This is a genomic window from Alcanivorax sp. NBRC 102024 (assembly GCF_001602235.1).
GTDB lineage: Bacteria > Pseudomonadota > Gammaproteobacteria > Pseudomonadales > Alcanivoracaceae > Alcanivorax.
Genome location: NZ_BDAS01000001.1, coordinates 228,822 through 246,966, shown reverse-complemented (window position 1 = coordinate 246,966; position 18,145 = coordinate 228,822). Strand labels below are relative to the sequence as shown.

The 18,145-nt window shown below is 56.8% G+C and carries 14 protein-coding genes; 12 read left to right on the top strand and 2 right to left on the bottom strand.

Annotated elements, in window-relative coordinates; translation table 11 throughout:
- Positions 1-26: 26 nt before the first annotated feature.
- The 5 genes from A0251_RS01215 (at position 27) to A0251_RS01195 (ending at position 6,110) form a co-directional block, all read left to right on the top strand.
- Entirely contained in the window at positions 27-1,493 is a 1,467-nt protein-coding gene (locus tag A0251_RS01215; RefSeq protein WP_062815012.1) for a PAS domain S-box protein, read from the top strand.
- A gap of 259 nt (positions 1,494-1,752) precedes the next feature.
- The gene (locus tag A0251_RS01210; RefSeq protein WP_062815011.1) at positions 1,753-2,190 is read left to right on the top strand and encodes a PaaI family thioesterase; all 438 of its coding nucleotides are present in this window, start codon (positions 1,753-1,755) and stop codon (positions 2,188-2,190) included.
- A 91-nt stretch (positions 2,191-2,281) separates the two neighbouring features.
- On the top strand, positions 2,282-2,608 hold the full coding sequence (locus tag A0251_RS01205) for an XRE family transcriptional regulator (protein ID WP_062815010.1): 327 nt from the start codon (positions 2,282-2,284) through the stop codon (positions 2,606-2,608).
- A gap of 346 nt (positions 2,609-2,954) precedes the next feature.
- The gene (locus A0251_RS01200) at positions 2,955-4,886 is read left to right on the top strand and encodes a hypothetical protein (RefSeq protein ID WP_156478212.1); all 1,932 of its coding nucleotides are present in this window, start codon (positions 2,955-2,957) and stop codon (positions 4,884-4,886) included.
- 75 nt (positions 4,887-4,961) lie between these two features.
- Positions 4,962-6,110 carry a hypothetical protein gene (locus tag A0251_RS01195; protein ID WP_062815008.1) on the top strand — a complete coding sequence of 383 codons (1,149 nt, stop codon included), beginning with the start codon at positions 4,962-4,964 and terminating at the stop codon, positions 6,108-6,110.
- A 54-nt stretch (positions 6,111-6,164) separates the two neighbouring features.
- Here A0251_RS01195 and A0251_RS01190 read toward each other — a convergent pair whose 3' ends face one another.
- The gene (locus A0251_RS01190; protein ID WP_062815007.1) at positions 6,165-8,261 is read right to left on the bottom strand and encodes a hypothetical protein; all 2,097 of its coding nucleotides are present in this window, start codon (positions 8,259-8,261) and stop codon (positions 6,165-6,167) included.
- A 174-nt stretch (positions 8,262-8,435) separates the two neighbouring features.
- On the opposite strand from A0251_RS01190, the gene A0251_RS01185 reads away from it, so the two are divergent.
- Entirely contained in the window at positions 8,436-9,080 is a 645-nt protein-coding gene (locus A0251_RS01185) for a response regulator transcription factor (RefSeq protein WP_062815006.1), read from the top strand.
- A 107-nt stretch (positions 9,081-9,187) separates the two neighbouring features.
- Positions 9,188-11,722 (top strand): hypothetical protein, encoded by a 2,535-nt coding sequence (locus A0251_RS01180; protein ID WP_156478211.1) that lies wholly within the window; start codon positions 9,188-9,190, stop codon positions 11,720-11,722.
- Positions 11,723-11,806: 84 nt separating this feature from the next.
- Here A0251_RS01180 and A0251_RS01175 read toward each other — a convergent pair whose 3' ends face one another.
- Entirely contained in the window at positions 11,807-12,730 is a 924-nt protein-coding gene (locus A0251_RS01175) for a hydroxymethylglutaryl-CoA lyase (RefSeq protein WP_062815004.1), read from the bottom strand.
- Positions 12,731-12,894: 164 nt separating this feature from the next.
- Here A0251_RS01175 and A0251_RS01170 point away from each other — a divergent pair, with 164 nt between their 5' ends.
- From A0251_RS01170 to A0251_RS01150, 5 genes are all read left to right on the top strand, one after another.
- Positions 12,895-13,521, top strand: coding sequence for a VOC family protein (locus tag A0251_RS01170; RefSeq protein WP_062815003.1), 627 nt, complete (start codon positions 12,895-12,897; stop codon positions 13,519-13,521).
- Complete coding sequence (locus tag A0251_RS01165) at positions 13,518-14,681, top strand: alpha/beta fold hydrolase (RefSeq protein ID WP_062815002.1); 1,164 nt, start codon at positions 13,518-13,520, stop codon at positions 14,679-14,681. The genes A0251_RS01170 and A0251_RS01165 overlap by 4 nt, the downstream gene beginning before the upstream one ends.
- Positions 14,682-14,889: 208 nt before the next feature.
- A complete protein-coding gene (locus tag A0251_RS01160; protein ID WP_062815001.1) occupies positions 14,890-15,744 on the top strand; it encodes a triacylglycerol lipase in 855 nt (284 codons plus the stop codon).
- 355 nt (positions 15,745-16,099) lie between these two features.
- Complete coding sequence (locus tag A0251_RS01155; RefSeq protein WP_062815000.1) at positions 16,100-16,552, top strand: OsmC family protein; 453 nt, start codon at positions 16,100-16,102, stop codon at positions 16,550-16,552.
- A gap of 328 nt (positions 16,553-16,880) precedes the next feature.
- Complete coding sequence (locus A0251_RS01150; protein ID WP_062814999.1) at positions 16,881-18,020, top strand: acyl-CoA dehydrogenase family protein; 1,140 nt, start codon at positions 16,881-16,883, stop codon at positions 18,018-18,020.
- Positions 18,021-18,145: the final 125 nt, after the last annotated feature.

Here is an 18,145-nt window from a genome sequence, read left to right as displayed (position 1 = left end):
AATGTTACCTGAACAGGATCAGTATCATGGATGAGGGGGTAGACCTGCGTCTGGCAGGGCTGAAGGAACTGCATCGGTTGTCGTTGCTGAGTGATGCGGACAGCAGCGAGCTATACCGACAGTATCTGGAGGTGGGTTGCCGCCTGCTTGGGTTGTCCGTGGGTATTATCAGCCGCGTTGAGGGTGAGCAGTATCACGTCTTGGCGGTGCAATCGCCGAACGATGCCGTCCGCACCGGGGATCAGTTTGCCCTGGGGGATACCTACTGCGCCGGTGTCATGGCCAAGCAGGGCTCGGTGGCATTGCACGACGTGGGGGCTCTCGAATCCATGCGTTCGCACCCTGCCTACACAGGCCTGAACCTGCTGGCTTATATTGCCACCCCTGTGCGGGTGCAAGGCGATATCGTGGGTACCCTGAATTTTAGCGACACCCGCCCCCGCCCGGAGCCCTTCAGTGTCGAGGAAGTGGAGTTGCTGGAGCGCATGGCCCAATCACTGGGCCATGGTCTTGAGCGAAGCTGGCAGGACGCCCAGCGGGTGCAGGCGGCGGAAGACATGGAAGCCAGTGTCGCCCTGTTCGAGGGGGCGTTTCGTCACGCCGCCATCGGCATGGCCATTGTGGCTCCCAATGGCCGCTGGCTGCGGGTGAATGAGGCGGTGAGTCAGATTGTGGGCTACAGCGACACCGAGCTTCTCGAGATTGATTTCCAGGCCATCACGCACCCGGATGATCTGGACCGGGATCTGGAATACGTGGAGAGCCTGCTGCGCGGTGAAGCGACCTCCTACCGCATGAAAAAACGCTATACCCACAAGGACGGTCATGAAGTGTGGGTGCTGCTGGCGGTGTCGCTGGTGCGTAACAGTGACGGCAGCCCGCGCTACTTCCTGTCGCAGCTGGAAGACATTACCGCCCAGGTGAATGGGGAAATCGCCCTGCGCGAACAACGGGATGAGCTGGAACAGCTGAATCGCGAACTGGCCGGGTTGGCCCGTCGGGATGCGCTCACCGGCCTCAGCAATCGGCCGGTGATTCTGGAGCAGTTGCGTCAGAATCTGACCCTGGGCCTGCGAACCCGTGAGCCCCTCTCGTTATTGCTGGTGGAAGTAGGCAACCTGGGTCAGCTCAACCAGCAACACGGGCATACGGTCGGCGATGATGCGCTGGTCGCGGTGGCCGAGGCCCTGGCCGGACTGGGCGGGGACAGTGGCTGTCTGGGGCGCTTCACCGGCAAGCAGTTCCTGATGGTGCTGCCGGAAGCCGGCCTCAACCAGGCCGAGGATGTGGCGGAGGATTGCCGTCAGGCGGTGCTGTCTCTGCCTGGCCTGCCCACCCTGCTGACGGTGAGTCTGGGGGTGGCAACCCTGATGCCCTGTGATGCGGAAAAAGACGACTACGGCTCCACGGACACCGCCCTGCAGGCGGTGGAAACTGCCCTGGCTGCCGCCCGGGAGGCGGGCAGGAACTGTTGCCGGACGGTGACGTTGTAAGGGAACAATCCGTTACGAGTTACGAGTTACGAGGAGCGAAAAGCGAAAAGAAAACCGGTTTTGCCTTTCGCTCCTCGAACCTCGAAACTCGCAATCCCCCTTCGTAAAGGCCCTGCCCTTGATGCCAGGGCCGCCTCTTTTCTATGGCGCCGTTTTGTTCCGCCCGCTGCCGTTTGCCGGGATACGGCCTGTATCGTCTTGTAAGTTCCAAAAAGGAACCTACAATATCGGCCATTCCTTATGACCAACAGGACATGCCATGAATATTGCAACGCTGACCGGCCTGGAAATCATGCAGGCCTTCGCCGCCGGCAAACTGCCGCGCCCGCCTATCTCCGAAACCATGCCCATGGAACCTGACCAGGTGGAAGCGGGCCGGGTGGTCTTTCTGGCCACGGCGGACGAGCGCCACACCAATCCCCTGGGCGGTGTACACGGCGGTTTCGCCGCCACCGTGCTGGACTCGGTCACCGGCTGTGCCACCCACACCGTGCTGGCGGCCGGGGAGAGTTACGGCACCACGGACCTGAACATCAAGATGTGCCGGCCGTTGCCGTTCAACAAGACCTTGCGCGCGGAAGGCCGGGTGATCAACGTGGGGCGTAACCTGGTGATCAGCGAAGGCCGTATCGAAGACGAGGACGGCAAACTCTATGCCTATGCCACGGCCACCTGCATGGTGATACGACAGGGTTGATCCCCGCCGCCGGGTTGTCTCTGTGGCTCTGCGGTGTAGCCTGAGGGGAGGGTCCGGCGACCCTGCCGGGCCGGTACCGGAAGGAGACGCTATGCAGACACAGTGGTTTGAGCGGGGCTGGGGCCACCTGGAAGACGATGGCCGGCAGGCCCGGGAAATGGAGTTGCGCAGCCGTCTGCTAATGAATCTGCGAGAGGGCATCACCGACAAGGGCTGGAGCCGGGATCATGCCTGTCGATGGCTGGATTTATCCGCGGCGCGGATGGATGCGCTGCTGGCGGGCAAGATCGGTGCTTTCAGCCTGGAGGATCTGGTTGCCCTGATGGAGCAGGCCGATATCCACTGGCGGGTGTCACAGCAGGACAAAGCCCTTCTGGACCACCTGATTCGCGAGCAGCGGGCCGGCATCGGCGCCTGAGGCTCCCGCCTCGGGAACCCGTTTGGGGGCGGTGCTTCTGGCTCTCAGTCCGCGAGCAAAGCGCCAACGGATCAAACGGGGAAATGGACTTCCGACTTTGACGGATTACCACAGGCAGGGCGTCTTGCCCTGTTTCTCCTGGGAGGCCATCCAGTCAAGAATGCGCGCGCCTCTCTCCGAGACTATGTCCTTGCCTCCGGCTTTTGTATGGAGATGTGCGCCACGCTAACAGCTGCTGGAGGGTTTGAGCGAAAAGAGCCCCCCTCCCCCCTGTTTATGGGGGGTACAGCAGACAAGCGGCGGCCTAGGATTGTGACCAATTACTCAAAACACTAGGGGATTGGTCATGAGGGGTATCGCTCAAGATCGAGGTGGCAAATGGCTGCCGGTTATCGGGTGTATCGGTCTGGGGCTGCTACTTACCGCTTGTGGTGGTGATAGCAGCAACCGCAAAGAAGGAACACCTCCGTCGGTTGGAGGCGGTATGCCGCCCGTTCAAGCAACGCTGCAAGGTACTGCAGCCATCGGTCAGGCGATAGCCAATGCGACTATCACGGCCTCCTGTCAGGATGGCTCCGGTTTCACCCTTTCCCCTGTTACCACTGACAGCAATGGCAAATGGAGTGGCAAGGTCGAAAACGACCAGTTGCCTTGCCTGCTGGAATTGAGTGGTGGCACGCCTGCGATTGAACTGACAAGTATGGCTTTTACGGCGGGGACGACCAATATCAGTCCGCTCACTCAACTTGCTCTGGTTATGGCGAAAACAGATGCAGAACTGGATTGGAAGCCTACTGTTGCGAACTGGCCCAGCGAAGCCGAGGTCAATTCTGCCGCTACCGAACTTGTCAACGCACTAAAAGAAAAGGGATATGCCCCTGACAGTCTGCAGGGCAATCCTTTCGATACAGAGTTTGATGCCGATGGTACGGGTTGGGATGCGTTACTCGATGCGATTCGGGAACTGGTGGAAGATCCTGCGGGCGCCATTGATGGTTATGACGCGCTGGCCCAGCTTTTGGCCGAAGGTAATCTCAATACCCTGCCGGATCACGAAGAACAGAATAACCCGGAATTGCCGGCCAACCTGGATGTGCTTACCGGATATGCAGGGACCTATACCGTGATTGGTTCGGGTACGGGTGATCCTGGTTACTGTGGCAGTTGCGGTATCGCCAATCGCGATCACAGTCGTGGCACGGTCACCATCACGGCTCAGGGTGATATCGACTTTGACGATGGAATTAACCTTGCTGCTACGGATATTGTTGCCATATATGACCGAAAAAATATCGACTTTGACCGACGGATAGCGGTGAACTTTGGCGAGTCTGATAGTGACGAGCGGGTTCGTCTTTACCTGAATAGTGATCTGGACGTCGTGGAAATCATTCATGATGACGGCCAAGGCACAACGACCCGTGCATTGATTCAGGAAGAGACTGTTTCCCCCGAGGTGCAAGCCAGTATCGATAGTGCCGATTTCGGTGCCAATGCCAACCCTACACAAGCCGAATTTCTGGCATTGATGACGGCGACCTGGCCGGTTGCCATTTATGAAACACCGGAATCCAATCCGCAATGGTATGGCGAAGGCTCGCTAACCATCAGCGGATCGACGGCTGACTGGATGATGGAATTAAAGGGCGCGGACGGCAGCATTATTTCCAGTTTGCAGTCGAGCGGCGCCTTGACGGGTGCGCTTACCCCTTTCTCTGAAGAGGATTATGGCTTTGGTCCTATCTACATGCCTGGCCAGCTTTTCATCAATCAAGGAACAGGAATTACAGAGTTTCTGAATACCTTTGCGGAGTGGGATAGTGGCTTGATTGAGGGCAATGCAGGGGGCAATGGTGAAGTTAAGTTTCGCAACAGCATGGAGGCTTACGGATCAGGCGTACCAGATATTTTTGTAGATCTGGCAGGTACCTGGAGCGGCTCGGCACAGGTCTCATGCAATGGACCCTTTGGTCCTTTCAGTACAGTTACAAACACCATGGTCATTACCGCAGGAGGGCACTTTACCCTGGATGGGGAGACCCAGCTGTGCGGTGGCACCTTCCCCCAGGAACTGGAGTGGGGCGGAAATAATGATTTTCTGATTCCGGGAGTGGAGGAAAGCGATGGTGCCTTCCTGATGCATATCGATGCCCAGGATTTTGTCAATGTCAGCGCCGGCAAAATTCAGGTTCGTTTCAACGAAGATATGACAGTGAAAAGCCTGAGTGCATGGGTGAGTGGTGAACTTTTTGAGTTGAGAGATGCGGTAAAACAATAGTTTTTGATCATTCAAAACGCCGGATTTTTCCGGCGTTTATTTGCAATAAATATTAAAATATAACGGAATTAAAAAATGAAAAATCTATCATCAAAGAAGATAAATAAAGCATCATCATTATTTTTTTGCGCATTCATGGCAGGGTGTGCATCCACAGATATGGCGGCAACCTATGACGCCAATGGAAGCGCAGTCAGCCAGGCGGATACCTTTATCGGTGCCGATAGCGAAAAGCATATGAAGGATGTTAAAAAGGTAGGTGTATTGTCCTGCAATGTGATGTTCGGCATGACTACTTCAGCATCTGCTTCCACCAGTGGTGGCTTTAGAGCGGGCAATACTCGCGCCATTGGTACTGTTAGTCGTTCGGATGTAAAAGTTTCCGTGACCTATACGGCACAGGGTATCGAAGAGCGGGATCTTCAGCGTATTGCTGATCGCGCTTGTGACGATGCGGAGAAGCAGCTGAGCAATGCCGGTTTCCAGTTGGTTTCCCATGACATCATAAAAGCCAACTCGCATTACAAGAACATTCAGGCGGGAGGACGAGCCAGTCCATTTGAGTATAAGGGCGATGGCGGTACACGCTATCTGGTGTTGGCGCGTAGTGGTGAGGCGGTAACCGACTCACGATATATTGGAGCGAGTAAAGGATTGGCGCAATCATTCAAGTCTGTATCGGGCGAGTCAACCGCACAGCTCGAAGCGCAGCTGATGAAAGAGCTTAACATAAGTGGTGTAAATATTAACCTTCTGGTGGATTTCGCAGAATTGCAGGGCGATGGTCACAAGAGCTGGGCGGGTCTCAGCAATAAGGACAATGCTAAAGTAAGCAGCAAGGTAGAGTTGGCGGTTACCGGCGATTTGCGTTTCCAGCCTGCCGGAAACATAAAGTGCGCGCGCGCATCACTGATGAATCCGGCAGATGTATGTTCGATTTTGCCCCACCATCAGCCGGTTTTCGCTGCCAAGCAGGCAATTGCTAGCCCTGCAAAGTTTTACAGCAGCATTGATAACGTGACCACTACGAGCGACAAGGTGACTTCTGGCGTGACCAAAGCGCTTGGCATGCTCAGTGCCCTTGGCGGCGTATCCAGCAGTGTGGCCCGGGATATCACCCGTTATCAAGTAAACGTACTTCCGGATGTCTACCAGGCGGAGGCTTTCACCCTTTCTAGCGGTTTCATGGGCATGGCTGCTGCCAAGGCAGCGGCAGTTCGCTAAACCTCCAGTGCATACAAACGGGCCCCTGAAAAAGGCCCGTTTGTATTTATCGGGTCAGTTAGAAGAACTGGCCAGCGGGACTTCCAGCACTACCTTCCACTGGCCATCAACATTGTGATGCTCAAAGCGACCACTTAACTTGCGTGCTCGACCGGCCATGATATCAAGGCCGCGAATAGCTGTTGATTGGCTTGATGTAAGCGCGCCGTCATTTTCGATTACCAGCGTCAGTATGTTTTCTCGGCTGTCTATCGAGACGGTAAGAACAGACGTTGATGAATGTTTCAATGCGTTGGTAACAGCTTCCCGTAAAATTCGGGTTAGCTCGCTGAACTGGCTTGCGGCCAGTACCATCGAGTTAGGTTTGCCATGCCATTCCAGCGTAGTGCCATGATCTTTGCAGCGCTGAGCGGTTTCCTCATGCCACTGGATTATGGCTGCCTCAAGTGACAAGGACTCGCCTTCCATATCTTTAAGAAGATCGCGCAAATCATGGATGGCTTCACGAACCAGCGGCTTGGTGGTGTCTGTTGAACGATGTAAAAGCTGTAAGAGTTTTGCTCCCAGATCGTCGTGCATGTCTCGTCGAATGCGAAGCCGTTCCTCTCTGGCACCTTTAGCGTGCGCAAGCTTAGCCTGGCTGACCAGTTGATGTAGAGATAGCACAAGGCTTGCTATTAGTGTGTCTTGGCGGTTGAAAAGGCGTTCGCCATGCTTTGGGTGATGCAGTAACCAGGATCGCTGTTCAAGGGGTTCGGGAACGCTGAGGCTTTGGCCTTTATTGATAATGGTTATCTGGGAACTTGCCAGAGGAGCGGGTTCCATGAAAAGGGGATCAAATACCGCCTGAAGCGCTTCTTCCACACCGGACCGTGAATCAGATACGTTTTGAGCATCCAGCATCGCGGGTAGTGCCTGTGCGAGCCATTCGTCCAGTTCCTGATGATTACGCAGAAATAGCTTTTTCCAGAGTAGCTGACGTAACGGAAAATATAGCCAGCCGATAAGGGCGACGGACAATGTCAGTGTGATCGGGCCAGACAAGCTGAGGAGCATCGCCAGAACCAAGTCGGTCAACATGATGAAGAGACCGCCCAGTAACCAGGACCATAAAGAAAACCACCATTGCTCCAGATCGAAGAGCCGATGTCGAACAACACCAAGAGCCATACCCAGATACATCAGTAGGAAAGTGGTAAACAGCAGGCCCTGTGAAGCGGGTTGGGCGACCTGAAAGATAGCAGGAAGGATCATGCCACCTGCAAAAAAAGCCGTGCCGGTCACAATTGAAATCACTACCCATCCCAATGCAGAACGATGATGGGGTTTTTCTTTTGTTTTTGTCCATTGCCAAATTGATCCGGACAGTCCGATCAGGAAAATACCCATGACCCAGGAGTGGAAGCCTTCAACGGGGCTGTTCACCAACTGCAACTGGTCAATGAGAATGGCAACGGTAAAGGCGAGATAAAAGCCCGTGGTGAGCCAATGGCCGGGGGCCTTTCGGGGGTAATTCCACAAAAAGGCGCCCAGGGAAGCAGAAAACAGCAGAGCGCCAAAATGATTGATACCGGATAACCAGGCAAACATCGTTCCTGGAATGAAAAAATCACGGGTGCTATAGATAGCGGCCGCGGATGAAAAAAGCACATAACTCAACCCGGTTAGGGCAAAGGAGTGTATGGCGATTTCTCGCTTTGCTGGAATCCAGACAAGCAGGCAGATAATCATGCCGGCCAGTCCGCATAAGAGTTGTAACCAGAACAGGCCGGATAACTGGGTAAGTGATCGTGACCGGCGTTCCATGGAATATTCTTTCCCGGTGTCGCTGACGATTTTCAGGGTGCCTGCAGATAGCCATTTGTAAAGAGTCTGATGGCTGTCAAAAAAAGTGTTCAAATCGGCATAGTGAGGAAGGACATCCGGTTCTTCGATGAGCAGTGATACATCCGCAGTCTGTATTGACTCACCGTTAGTGAAAGCTGTAACAATCACAGATTTTCCATCCGGCAGCTGTGCCTGAATGCGATCACCATTTATCTGAAACGTCGTGTCGCTACCGGGCAGCGCCAGCGCCAGAGTGATGATCATAAAGCCATAAAAGGAAACCAGGGCTAGTCCGGCAATAATGCGCGTTTTGAGCGAAAGCATGCATGTTACCTATATGTAAAGTGGCGCCGGCCCCTTTTTTGAGGGGTTGATTCATGGGGCCTCTAGCGACTACTACTACGTTTCTTCGAGTAAATTGTTTTTACAATGCTGAAGAATATATGATTTCTGTGTGTTGAATCACAGTTTTATTTCCCTGGTTTTTGGAGCTCAAGAATGAATGCAATCAGGCAGGTTTTGATTGTGGAAGATCTGCCTGATGTGGCGGATTGGCTGCATACACAGGTATCGAATTTATTGACTCCGGAAACGGTTGATCAGGTGGCTACTCTGGCGGATGCCAGGCTAAAAATAGCAGCAGGACCCTACGACCTTGCACTGGTTGACTTGGGATTGCCGGATGGTGATGGCGTAGCCCTGGTGCGCCCTTTTAAGGAAGTGAATCGTCATTCACTATGCGTGGTAACGACCATTTTTGATGATGCCGAGCATTTGTTCGGCTCTTTGCGCGCTGGCGCTGACGGTTACCTGTTGAAAGATGATGCCGAGCCGGAATTTGGCGAGCAGCTAGCAGGCATTCTGGCGGGGCGGCCGCCTCTTTCTGCCTCTATAGCACGCCGATTACTTGAGCAGTTTCATCCGGATTTCAGTGAAAGAGAGGCGACGCTCACCCGAAGAGAGAGGGATATTCTGACCCTGATAGCCAAGGGATTAAGTGTCAAATATGCTGCAGAAAAATTGGGCATTTCCCATTACACGGCTGCAGGTTACATGAAGAATGTGTATGCCAAGTTGCAGGTGAATACCCGGGCAGAAGCCACTCTCAAGGCGATTCATATGGGTTTGGTGAATCCTTCCTGATCCGTTGTTGTTATTGGTTCTATACCCCCGTGTTTGAGGGGTGCTGAAAATTTCCTGTCAGCCCTATGATGTTGAAATCGTTTCATCAATCAGCGTGGGTATCGGGTATGAAGACAGGAATAGGGACGTTCATTTTTCATGCGGTGCTGCTGGGTATTGTCCTGGCGGTCACTGCCTGTGGTGGTGACAGCAGCAGTAATCGTAGTGGCTCGGGGGGCGAAAATCCCCCCATACCCTCCTCTTCCAGCCTCACCGGTACCGCGGCAATAGGTGCCGCTATTCAGGCCGGAACCGTAAACGCTGAATGTGTCGATGGTAGTGGATTTGCCTCCACCGTCATCACCAATGCTGATGGATCATGGACGGGCAACATTGCCAGCACAGCGCTGCCTTGTGTATTAACTGTTACTGGCGGGACGCCATCGGTGACCTTGCGCAGCTATGCCAGTCAACCGGGCACTATTAATATCACCCCGATCACCGATATGGTGCTGGCACTTACTACCGGCCTGGCGGACGGTAGCTGGATTGCCACACCGGCCAACTGGCCAGATGCCAGCACCATTGCCAGCAAGAAAACCGAGCTGCTCGCCGCTATGACCAATGCCGGTTTTGTGCTGCCTGGTGGGGATCCGTTCAGCACAGAACTGGTGATTGGCGATGCCTGGGACCAGGTTCTGGATGCAATCCAGGAGGCCATTGATGATGACCCCTCCATTGCCGATTACAGCGCCCTGCTGAACCTGGTGAAAGACGGTAACCTGAACCAGTTCCCGGACGCCCCGAAAAAGGAAGAACCGGTAGACCCTGAACTGCCAGTGAACCTGGATGTGCTGACGGATTATGCCGGTACCTATACGGTAGTCGGCACCGGCGAGGGGAACCCCGGCTACTGCGCAAGCTGTGGCACCGCTACCCGTGACCATGAGCGTGGCACCGTCACGATTTCAGCCCAGGGCGATATTGATTTTGATACCGGAACCAGCTTTGTCGTTGCCGACATTGTTGCCATTTACGATCGCAAGAGCGTCGAGGCGGATCGTCGGGTGGCTGTGAACTATGGTCAGTCAGATAGCGATGAGCGGGTTCGGCTATATCTCAATGCGGATCTTGAAGTCATCGAAATCATCCATGATGACGGTGCCGGCGCCACCACGCGTGCCTTGATTCAGGAAGAGAACAACGATCCGGAGCCAGAGCCCGAGCCAGGTGCCGAGTTGCTCGGCATGCGTAATGGGGTTGCCGTTGTGCATGACGGAAAGATCTGGGCCATGGAGCAGCCCTTTATTGAAGCGTTCGGGGCAACCACCGCCAAGCGTCAGATCCGTGCGCATAACTATGACAGTGATTTCAACACCATCGATACCAAGCCGTTTAATGGTGATGATCTGATCTGGGCCCAGGTGAACGTGGCCCATGGCGCCTTGGGGACCCAGTTGTGCAGCGCCAGCACGGGCGTGTCCTTGCTGACGGTTGACTATGCCGCCACCCCGCTGGCTCAGAAAACTTGGACCGCCACCGAATGTGAACTGGATGTGGACTACCACTTCAGTAATGGCGCCACGGAAGGGCGCATCATCAGCGCCACCTTGGGCAACGACAAGGACGATGAGCAGATCACCCTGAGCGGTGGCCAGTTCCGGATCTATATCCACACCGGTACTGAAGGCGAAGCGCCGGCCCTGGCGGACGAGATTCGTTGGGACATGACGATCGATAGTGGTACCCGTGAGATGCGCTCCGGACATTTCCTGGGTGGCCGGCCCCTGCTGGATGGCTCACATCCGGATCATGCGCTGAAATTCGAACTGCAGGCCGGCAGCAACAACAACCCCGCGGCAGGCGAATACAGCTGCGACGATGGTGACACCGAAGTGACCCTGAAGATGGGCTGGATCACCGTTAGCGATCCGCTGTTCAAGTTTCAGAGTGCCAACGGGGGTAATTGCACCGTTACCATCGAGCAAAATGCCGGGCGCAAGTATATCGGTTCGTACACCGCCACCCTGATGGGGCCCAGCAACGGAGGCGGTGCTGCCTTTGGCTCCGGCCTGGGGACAGGCGATATCGAGCTGCCGGAAGCGGAGCGGACCCTGGTTGTGCACGGCAAGTTCCGCAACTTCACCACCCAGACCTTCCATGCCGACAATAACGGTGATGATGGTGTGCTGGGCAGTGAGGCGCAGGGCATCAGCATGACCATCGATGAGGGCAGCACCCATTTTGTGGCCGGCGAGCGGTTCCTGTTGGCATCGGAAGTGTCGTCCAATGGCAACAATGGCTACTTCTTCCGCCTGTTTGATGATCTGGAATCCCCGAATAACCAGATGCGGATGGTGTGGTCCAATATTCCCATGCAGGTCGGCAGCTTTACCTGCAACACGGATGTGGGCGGTCTGAAACCGACCATGACGATCTCTACCCCCGCGGATATTCCGTACGGTGCCACCTATACTCAATCAGGCACACAGAATCTGTCTGAAGGGGCGTCTTGCACTATCAATGTCACCAGTGTCGGTGACGGAATGGTAGAGGGGAGCTATATCGCCACGCTGGTAGCCAGGAATATGGCACCCGTTTTGCCGGGTAACGATAATTCAATCTCGTTGTCAGGCGAGTTTCGCTATCCCTACACCCCCTGAAAAGCAAGGTAAGGACTCAAAAAATGCCGGGCATTCGTACTGCCCGGCGTTTTTTACAAAGGGTTCGGTGCGAATTTTTTTTGATTACCACAGGCAGGGCGTCTTGCCCTGTTTTTCCTGGGAGGCCATCCAGTCGAGAATGCGCCCCCCCAGGGGGCGCTGGGTGGCTTCGGCGGCCAGCGCCACCGCTTCACGCAGCCCTTCAATATTGATACCGGTATTCAGCCCGCAGCTTTCCAGCAGGTAGACCAGGTCTTCGGTGGCCATATTGCCGGTGGCGCCCGGCGCGAAGGGGCAACCGCCCAGCCCGCCCACGGAGGCGTCGAATTTCCTCACCCCCAGATCGGCCGCTTCCCAGGCCATGGCAGCGGCCAGGCCGCGGGTGTCGTGCAGGTGCACATAAAAGCGCTCTGCACCGATGTCGCGAATCAGTGGCGCCATGATGGCTTTCATCTGTTGCGGGTTGCCGGCACCGATGGTGTCGGCAATGGCCACCTCGTCACTGCCGGCGGTGAACATGCGCTCGGCCAGCTGCCGGGGCAGGCTTTCCGGCACCGGGCCGTCGTAGGGGCAGGCGAAGGCGCCGGAGATATAAGTGCGCGTGGCAATGCCGTCTTCCCTGGCGGCCTGGATGATCGTCTCGCAGCTCTGCGCCGCCTGCTCCAGGCTCATGCGCAGGTTGCGTTCGTTAAAGGAATCCGTGGTGGACAGCACCAGCGCCACCGTGGGGTAGCCCGCCTCCCTAGCCAGCTGATAGCCCTTCAGGTTGGGGACCAGGGCGGTGTAGTGCAGATGCTCTCCCTGCGGTAGCAAGGGCGTCAGGGCCGCGGCGTCGGCCATTTGCGGAATGGCCTTGGGGCTGACAAAGCTCACCGGTTCCAGGTAGCGCATGCCCGCATCCACCAGCAGCCGGGCCAGTCGGGCCTTGGTGTTCGTGTCCACGGTAACCGGTTGATTCTGCAGGCCGTCACGAAGGCCAACTTCGTTGATGATTGCCGTGTCTGCCATTTGCGTTGCCATGCTGCCGATAAAAGGGGCAGACAGTTTGCCACTGTCACCGGTCCAGCGCGAATGTCCAGAACTGACAGGTTCTTGGTGGTTTTGGTTTTCAGTTCCCGGCCAGCCTGTGGCAACAATGGCATCCGAATTCTAACAACAATCAGGAGCCAACCATGAGCAGCCTGCCGGAGTGTGCCATGCTCAAGCATGTGCACCACAGTGCCTACCGTTGCCGCGATGCGGAGCAGACCCGCTGGTTTTACGAGGACGTGCTGGGTTTGCCGCTGACCCTGGCCATGGTCTTCGACGAGGAGCCGGGTACCGGGCGCAAGATCGACTACATGCACCTGTTCTTCAAGATGGGTGATGACAACTTCATCGCCTTTTTCGACGCCCCGGAAGGGGCTGATGAAAAACTGTTCCGCCCGCGCAGCGCCTTCGACCTGCACCTGGCTTTTGAAGTGGACACCCGGGAAGAGCTTAAAGCCTGGCGCCGTCGCATCAATCAGGCCGGTCGCCCCTGCTTTGGGCCCATCGACCACGAGTTCATTCACTCCATCTATTTCTTTGACCCCAACGGCATTCCCCTGGAAATCACCATCAAGGATCCGGACTACGAGGCGGTGGTGGCCAAGGATGCCGCCAACGCTCACCGCGTGCTCAAGGAATGGACCGAAAAAACCCGGGCCCTGAAAGAGCGCAATTTCGGTGCTGCCGCCCTGGACCTGCGCGGCATCGACATGAGCAAAACGGATTTCTCAAAGATCAAGAACCCCAGCGACAAGGATGCGCAGCAATGAGCAAGCACTATGACCGTACCCCCTATCTGGTCACCTTCAGTGAACAATCCCGTTTCAAGGACACCTATGCAGGCCCCATGGATCTGGTGGCCCTGGAGTCCCACCTGCTGACACCCAAAAGCGGACCCGGCAAGACGGTGGTGATTTTCATGCACCCGGTGGGCGGTGGCGCCTACCTGCCCATGGTGTCGGCGCTGGCGAAAGCCGGGGTGTCGGTGATCTATTGCAACAGCCGCTACCGGGGCGCCGATAGCGCCTTGCTGATGGAGAAAGTGGTGGCCGATCTTGGCGCCTGTGTGCGCGATGCCAAAGAGCGGTTGGGTTTTGAAACAGTGGTATTGGCGGGCTGGTCCGGCGGCGGCTCCCTGAGTCTGCTTTACCAGGCGGAAGCGGAAGATCCGCAGATTACCGAGACCCCGGCGGGAGACCCCTACGACCTGACGGCCCGGAAACTGATCCCCGCAGACGGCATCATGCTGCTCGCCGCCCATGTGTCCCGGGCTATTACCATGACCGAATGGTTGGACCCGTCCGTGTTGGATGAAAGCGATCCGGAGCAGCGGGACCGGGAGCTGGATATTTATCATCCGGACTGCCCCAACCAGCCGCCCTACAGCGAGGCATTCGTGGCCCGGTTCCGCCAGGCGCAGATCGACCGCAACCGGCGTATCACCAGCTGGGTGAAAGAGAAACTGGCGGATTTTCGAAACCGCGGCCTGCCCAACGAGGAATACGGCTTTATCGTCCACCGCACCATGTGCGACGTCCGTTGGCTGGACCCGCAGCAGGACCCCAATGAGCGCCCCCCCGGGACCTGTTATCTGGGCGACCCGCGAACCGTTAACAACGGTCCGGTGGCCCTGGCTCGTTTCAACACCCTGCGTGGCTGGCTGAGCCAGTGGAGCTACGACGATTCCCGCGCCAACGGGCCGGCCTGTGCCGGTCGCATCCGGGTGCCCGCCCTGGTGATTGGTAACACCGCAGACAATGCCTGTACCCCCAGCCATACCCGCCGGCTGTTCGACGGGTTCCAATCAGGGCAGGCCACCCTGTGTGAGGTGGCCGGGGCCAATCACTATTACTTCGGCCAGAACGACAAACTGGCCGAAGCGGTGGCGCACTGCACCACCTGGCTGCAAGAGCAGGGCCTGCTTGCCTAGCTGAAGAGTGCCGCCGTTGGGGCTTTGCTCGCACAGCGAAAGCTGGGAGGGATCTCAAACCTTCGCTTTGCGAGCAAAGCTCCAACGGGTGAGATAGCGGCCAATTGTGAATTCTCTTCACGCCTTGTCCGACAGTCATACCAGCGGCGCTTCATCCGCCCCGCCACTGGCCTAGCGTCGGTAAAAACAACAACGGAGTAATCACAGGATGGGTTTGATCATTTTTCTTCTGACACTGGCGGTGCTCAGCACAGTGTCCATCACCCTGTTGTTCTACCTGTGCTGGTTCTACGACCGACGCAGCTTTCCCGAACAGGCCCAGCTCCCCGATGAGCCGCCGCTGCGTCTGTTACCGACCGTGGTGGGCATCATTAAGGAAGCCGCCAGCCTCACCGTGCTGGTGTTCAGTTATCCGCTGCGGTTGATCCACGATGCATCGCCGGTGCGCAGCCGCCACCACGGGGAGACCCCGCTGATTCTGGTGCATGGCTACGGCGGCAACAGCGCCAATTTCCTGTTCATGCAATGGCGGTTGAAATGGCGCGGCTGGGGCAATGTCTACTCGGTAAGCTACACCCCGCCGCACATCAATGCGCGTAAATTGGCCCAGCAGGTCAACGACCATGTGGAGCGGATCCTGGCGTCCACCGGGGCGGAAAAAGCCCATATTATCTGCCATTCCATGGGCGGGCCGCTGACTCGCTACGCCCTGAAAAACCTGGGCCTGGCCGGCAAGGTTGATCGGGTGATCACCCTGGGCAGCCCCCACTATGGTTCGCGGATTGCCGGCCTGTTCCCGGCCCAGGGCTCTGCGGCGCAGATGCGCTACCAGAGTCCCTTTGTGCAGGAGCTGGCGGAAGGCGGCAGCTGCCCTGGTGGTGCCCGCTTCTTCTCCATCTATTCGAACCTGGATAACTTTGTATTGCCGGTGTCCACCGCCGTGCTCGACGGCGCTGAAGCCAACATCAATGTGCCGTATCTGGGTCACTGCGCCCTGTTGTACAGCAACCGCGTGCTGGATCAGGTGGAGCGCTGCCTCCTGGCACCGCGACCAGAACATTGATCTGAAACAGTATTGCGATTCCCGTCGACGAGGATCATGGTTAAGGAGCCTCTGAATAACTCCTTGCATGCTCAGTCTTTCAGGCTGGCTCGCAATCTAGGCGCGATTTTGAAGGTGTATGTCCATCCATCGAAAAAGCGCAACAACGAGTGCGGGCCAGCCTGGAAGACCCGGAGGGCGCGGCCTGAAGGGCACATCTGCTGTGCTTTGTCGCTAGCAAAGGGAACCACCCTGTCCGTCGCAACAAAACACAGCAGCTGCACCCTTCAGGCCACGCTGAGTACGCAAGGAGTTATTCAGAGACTCCTTAAAGCAGGAGAACAGAAAACCGTGATGCAACAGAGGGAGCGAAATCATGAGTGAATACGGTGCAACGGTTGCCTGGCATCTCAAGCCGGGCGCGTCGTTCGATTACGAACACTTCAACCGGGAACACGAATGGACCTTCGCCGGCGGTGAAGTGGTGCAGGCCTCGGCCTCACCGGATTACTTCGGCAGCGGTAACCGGGTAAGCCCGGACGAGGCGGTCATTGCCGCCACCTCCAGTTGTCATATGCTCACCTTCCTGTCGGTTGCCGCCAAACAGGGCCTCAAGGTGCTCAGCTACATCGATCAACCTGTTGGCACCGTGGAGAAGGCCGCGGATGGGCACATGGCCATCACCCGCATCGTGCTGCGCCCGCGGGTGGTGTTCGATGATGGTCAGGAACCGGAGGCCGCCGCCCTGGACAAGCTTCATGCCACGGCCCACCGCAACTGTTTCGTGGCCAATTCCCTCAAGGCGGAGATTCGCATCGAGCCGCAATAAGGCAGGAGCGAGGGACGAGTTTCGAGTCGCGAAAAGCGCCAGGTTCCCTGAGTTGTTTTTCGCTACTCGAAACGGGGCTCTCTGAATCTGCCTCTGCCCGTAGTCCTGAAGCCATCAGATTCCAGGGGCGAGAAGTGAGCTTCGACGCCCCGGGTTCCGCCTTTCGGTGCTCGTGCCTCGTGCCTCGCGCCCTGATACTGCGGTATACAGCGGACCGGACAGTCACCCTGGGATGATGTTGCCTTCACCCTGGGCCGTTAGAATGTGGCCCATTGTTTTGTCACCTTCCGTCTGGGGGTGGCGCCTTGGACCAACAGGACTGTGTGAAATGCTTGATCAAAACGAAATCGAACTGTTCCGCGACAACGTCAAAAAATTCCTGGAAAACGAAGTGGCCCCCCACTACGACCAGTGGGAAAAAGCCGAAATGTTCCCCCGTGAACTGTGGAACAAGCTGGGCGAAAATGGCCTGCTGTGTGTGGACGTGCCGGAAGAATACGGCGGTTTCGGCGCCAATTTCCGCCTGTCGGCGGTGATCGTGGAAGAAGCCTCCCGAGCCGGCTACGGCGCCCTGGCCTCCAACATCTCCGTGCATTCCGATATCGTTGCTCCCTACATCCTGCACCTGGGCACCGAAGAGCAGAAGCAGGCCTGGTTGCCGAAGATGGTCACCGGCGAAGCCGTAGGCGCCATCGGCATGACCGAACCCGGTGCCGGCTCCGACCTGCAGGGCATGAAGACCCGCGCCGACAAGGACGGTGACGGCTACAGCATCAACGGCCAGAAAACCTTCATCACCAACGGCCAGCACTGCGATGTGATCGTGCTCGCCACCAAAACCGACCCCAACGCCGGCTCCAAGGGCATGACCCTGTTCACCGTGGACTGCTCCCTGCCGGGCTTCGCCCGCGGCCGTAACCTGGAAAAAATGGGCCACCACGCTGCGGATACCTCCGAGCTGTTCTTCGAAGACGTGAAAGTGGGCGCCGACCAGATTCTCGGCGGTGAAGGCAAAGGCTTCGCCAACCTGATGAACGAACTGCCCCGCGAACGGCTGATCCTGGCCCTGGGCGCCATCGCCGCCTGTGAAGGCATGATTGAGCGCACCATCGAATACACCAAAGAGCGCCAGGCTTTCGGCAAGCCGATTTCCAGCCTGCAAAATACTCGCTTCGTGCTGGCAGATCTGCACGCCCAGGTGGTGGTTAACCGCGCCTACGGCGAGCAGTGCATCGACCAGTATGACCGTGGCGAACTCACCGCCACCAACGCCTCCATTGCCAAGCTCACCACCACCGAGCTGCAAGGTGTGGTCGCCGACAAATGTCTGCAGCTGTTCGGTGGCTACGGCTACATGCAGGAATACCCCATCTCCCGCGACTACGTGGATGCCCGCATCCAGCGTATCTATGGCGGCACCAGCGAAATCATGAAAGAAATCATCTCCCGAGAAATTATCGGGCGATAAATCCTCAGGATTTCAGCACCCAAAAAACGCGGCTACGGCCGCGTTTTTTTATACCCGCCAGATTCTTATCCTGTAGGAGCTATGCTCGCATGGCGAACAACTCAGCCACCACAAACACGCCCACC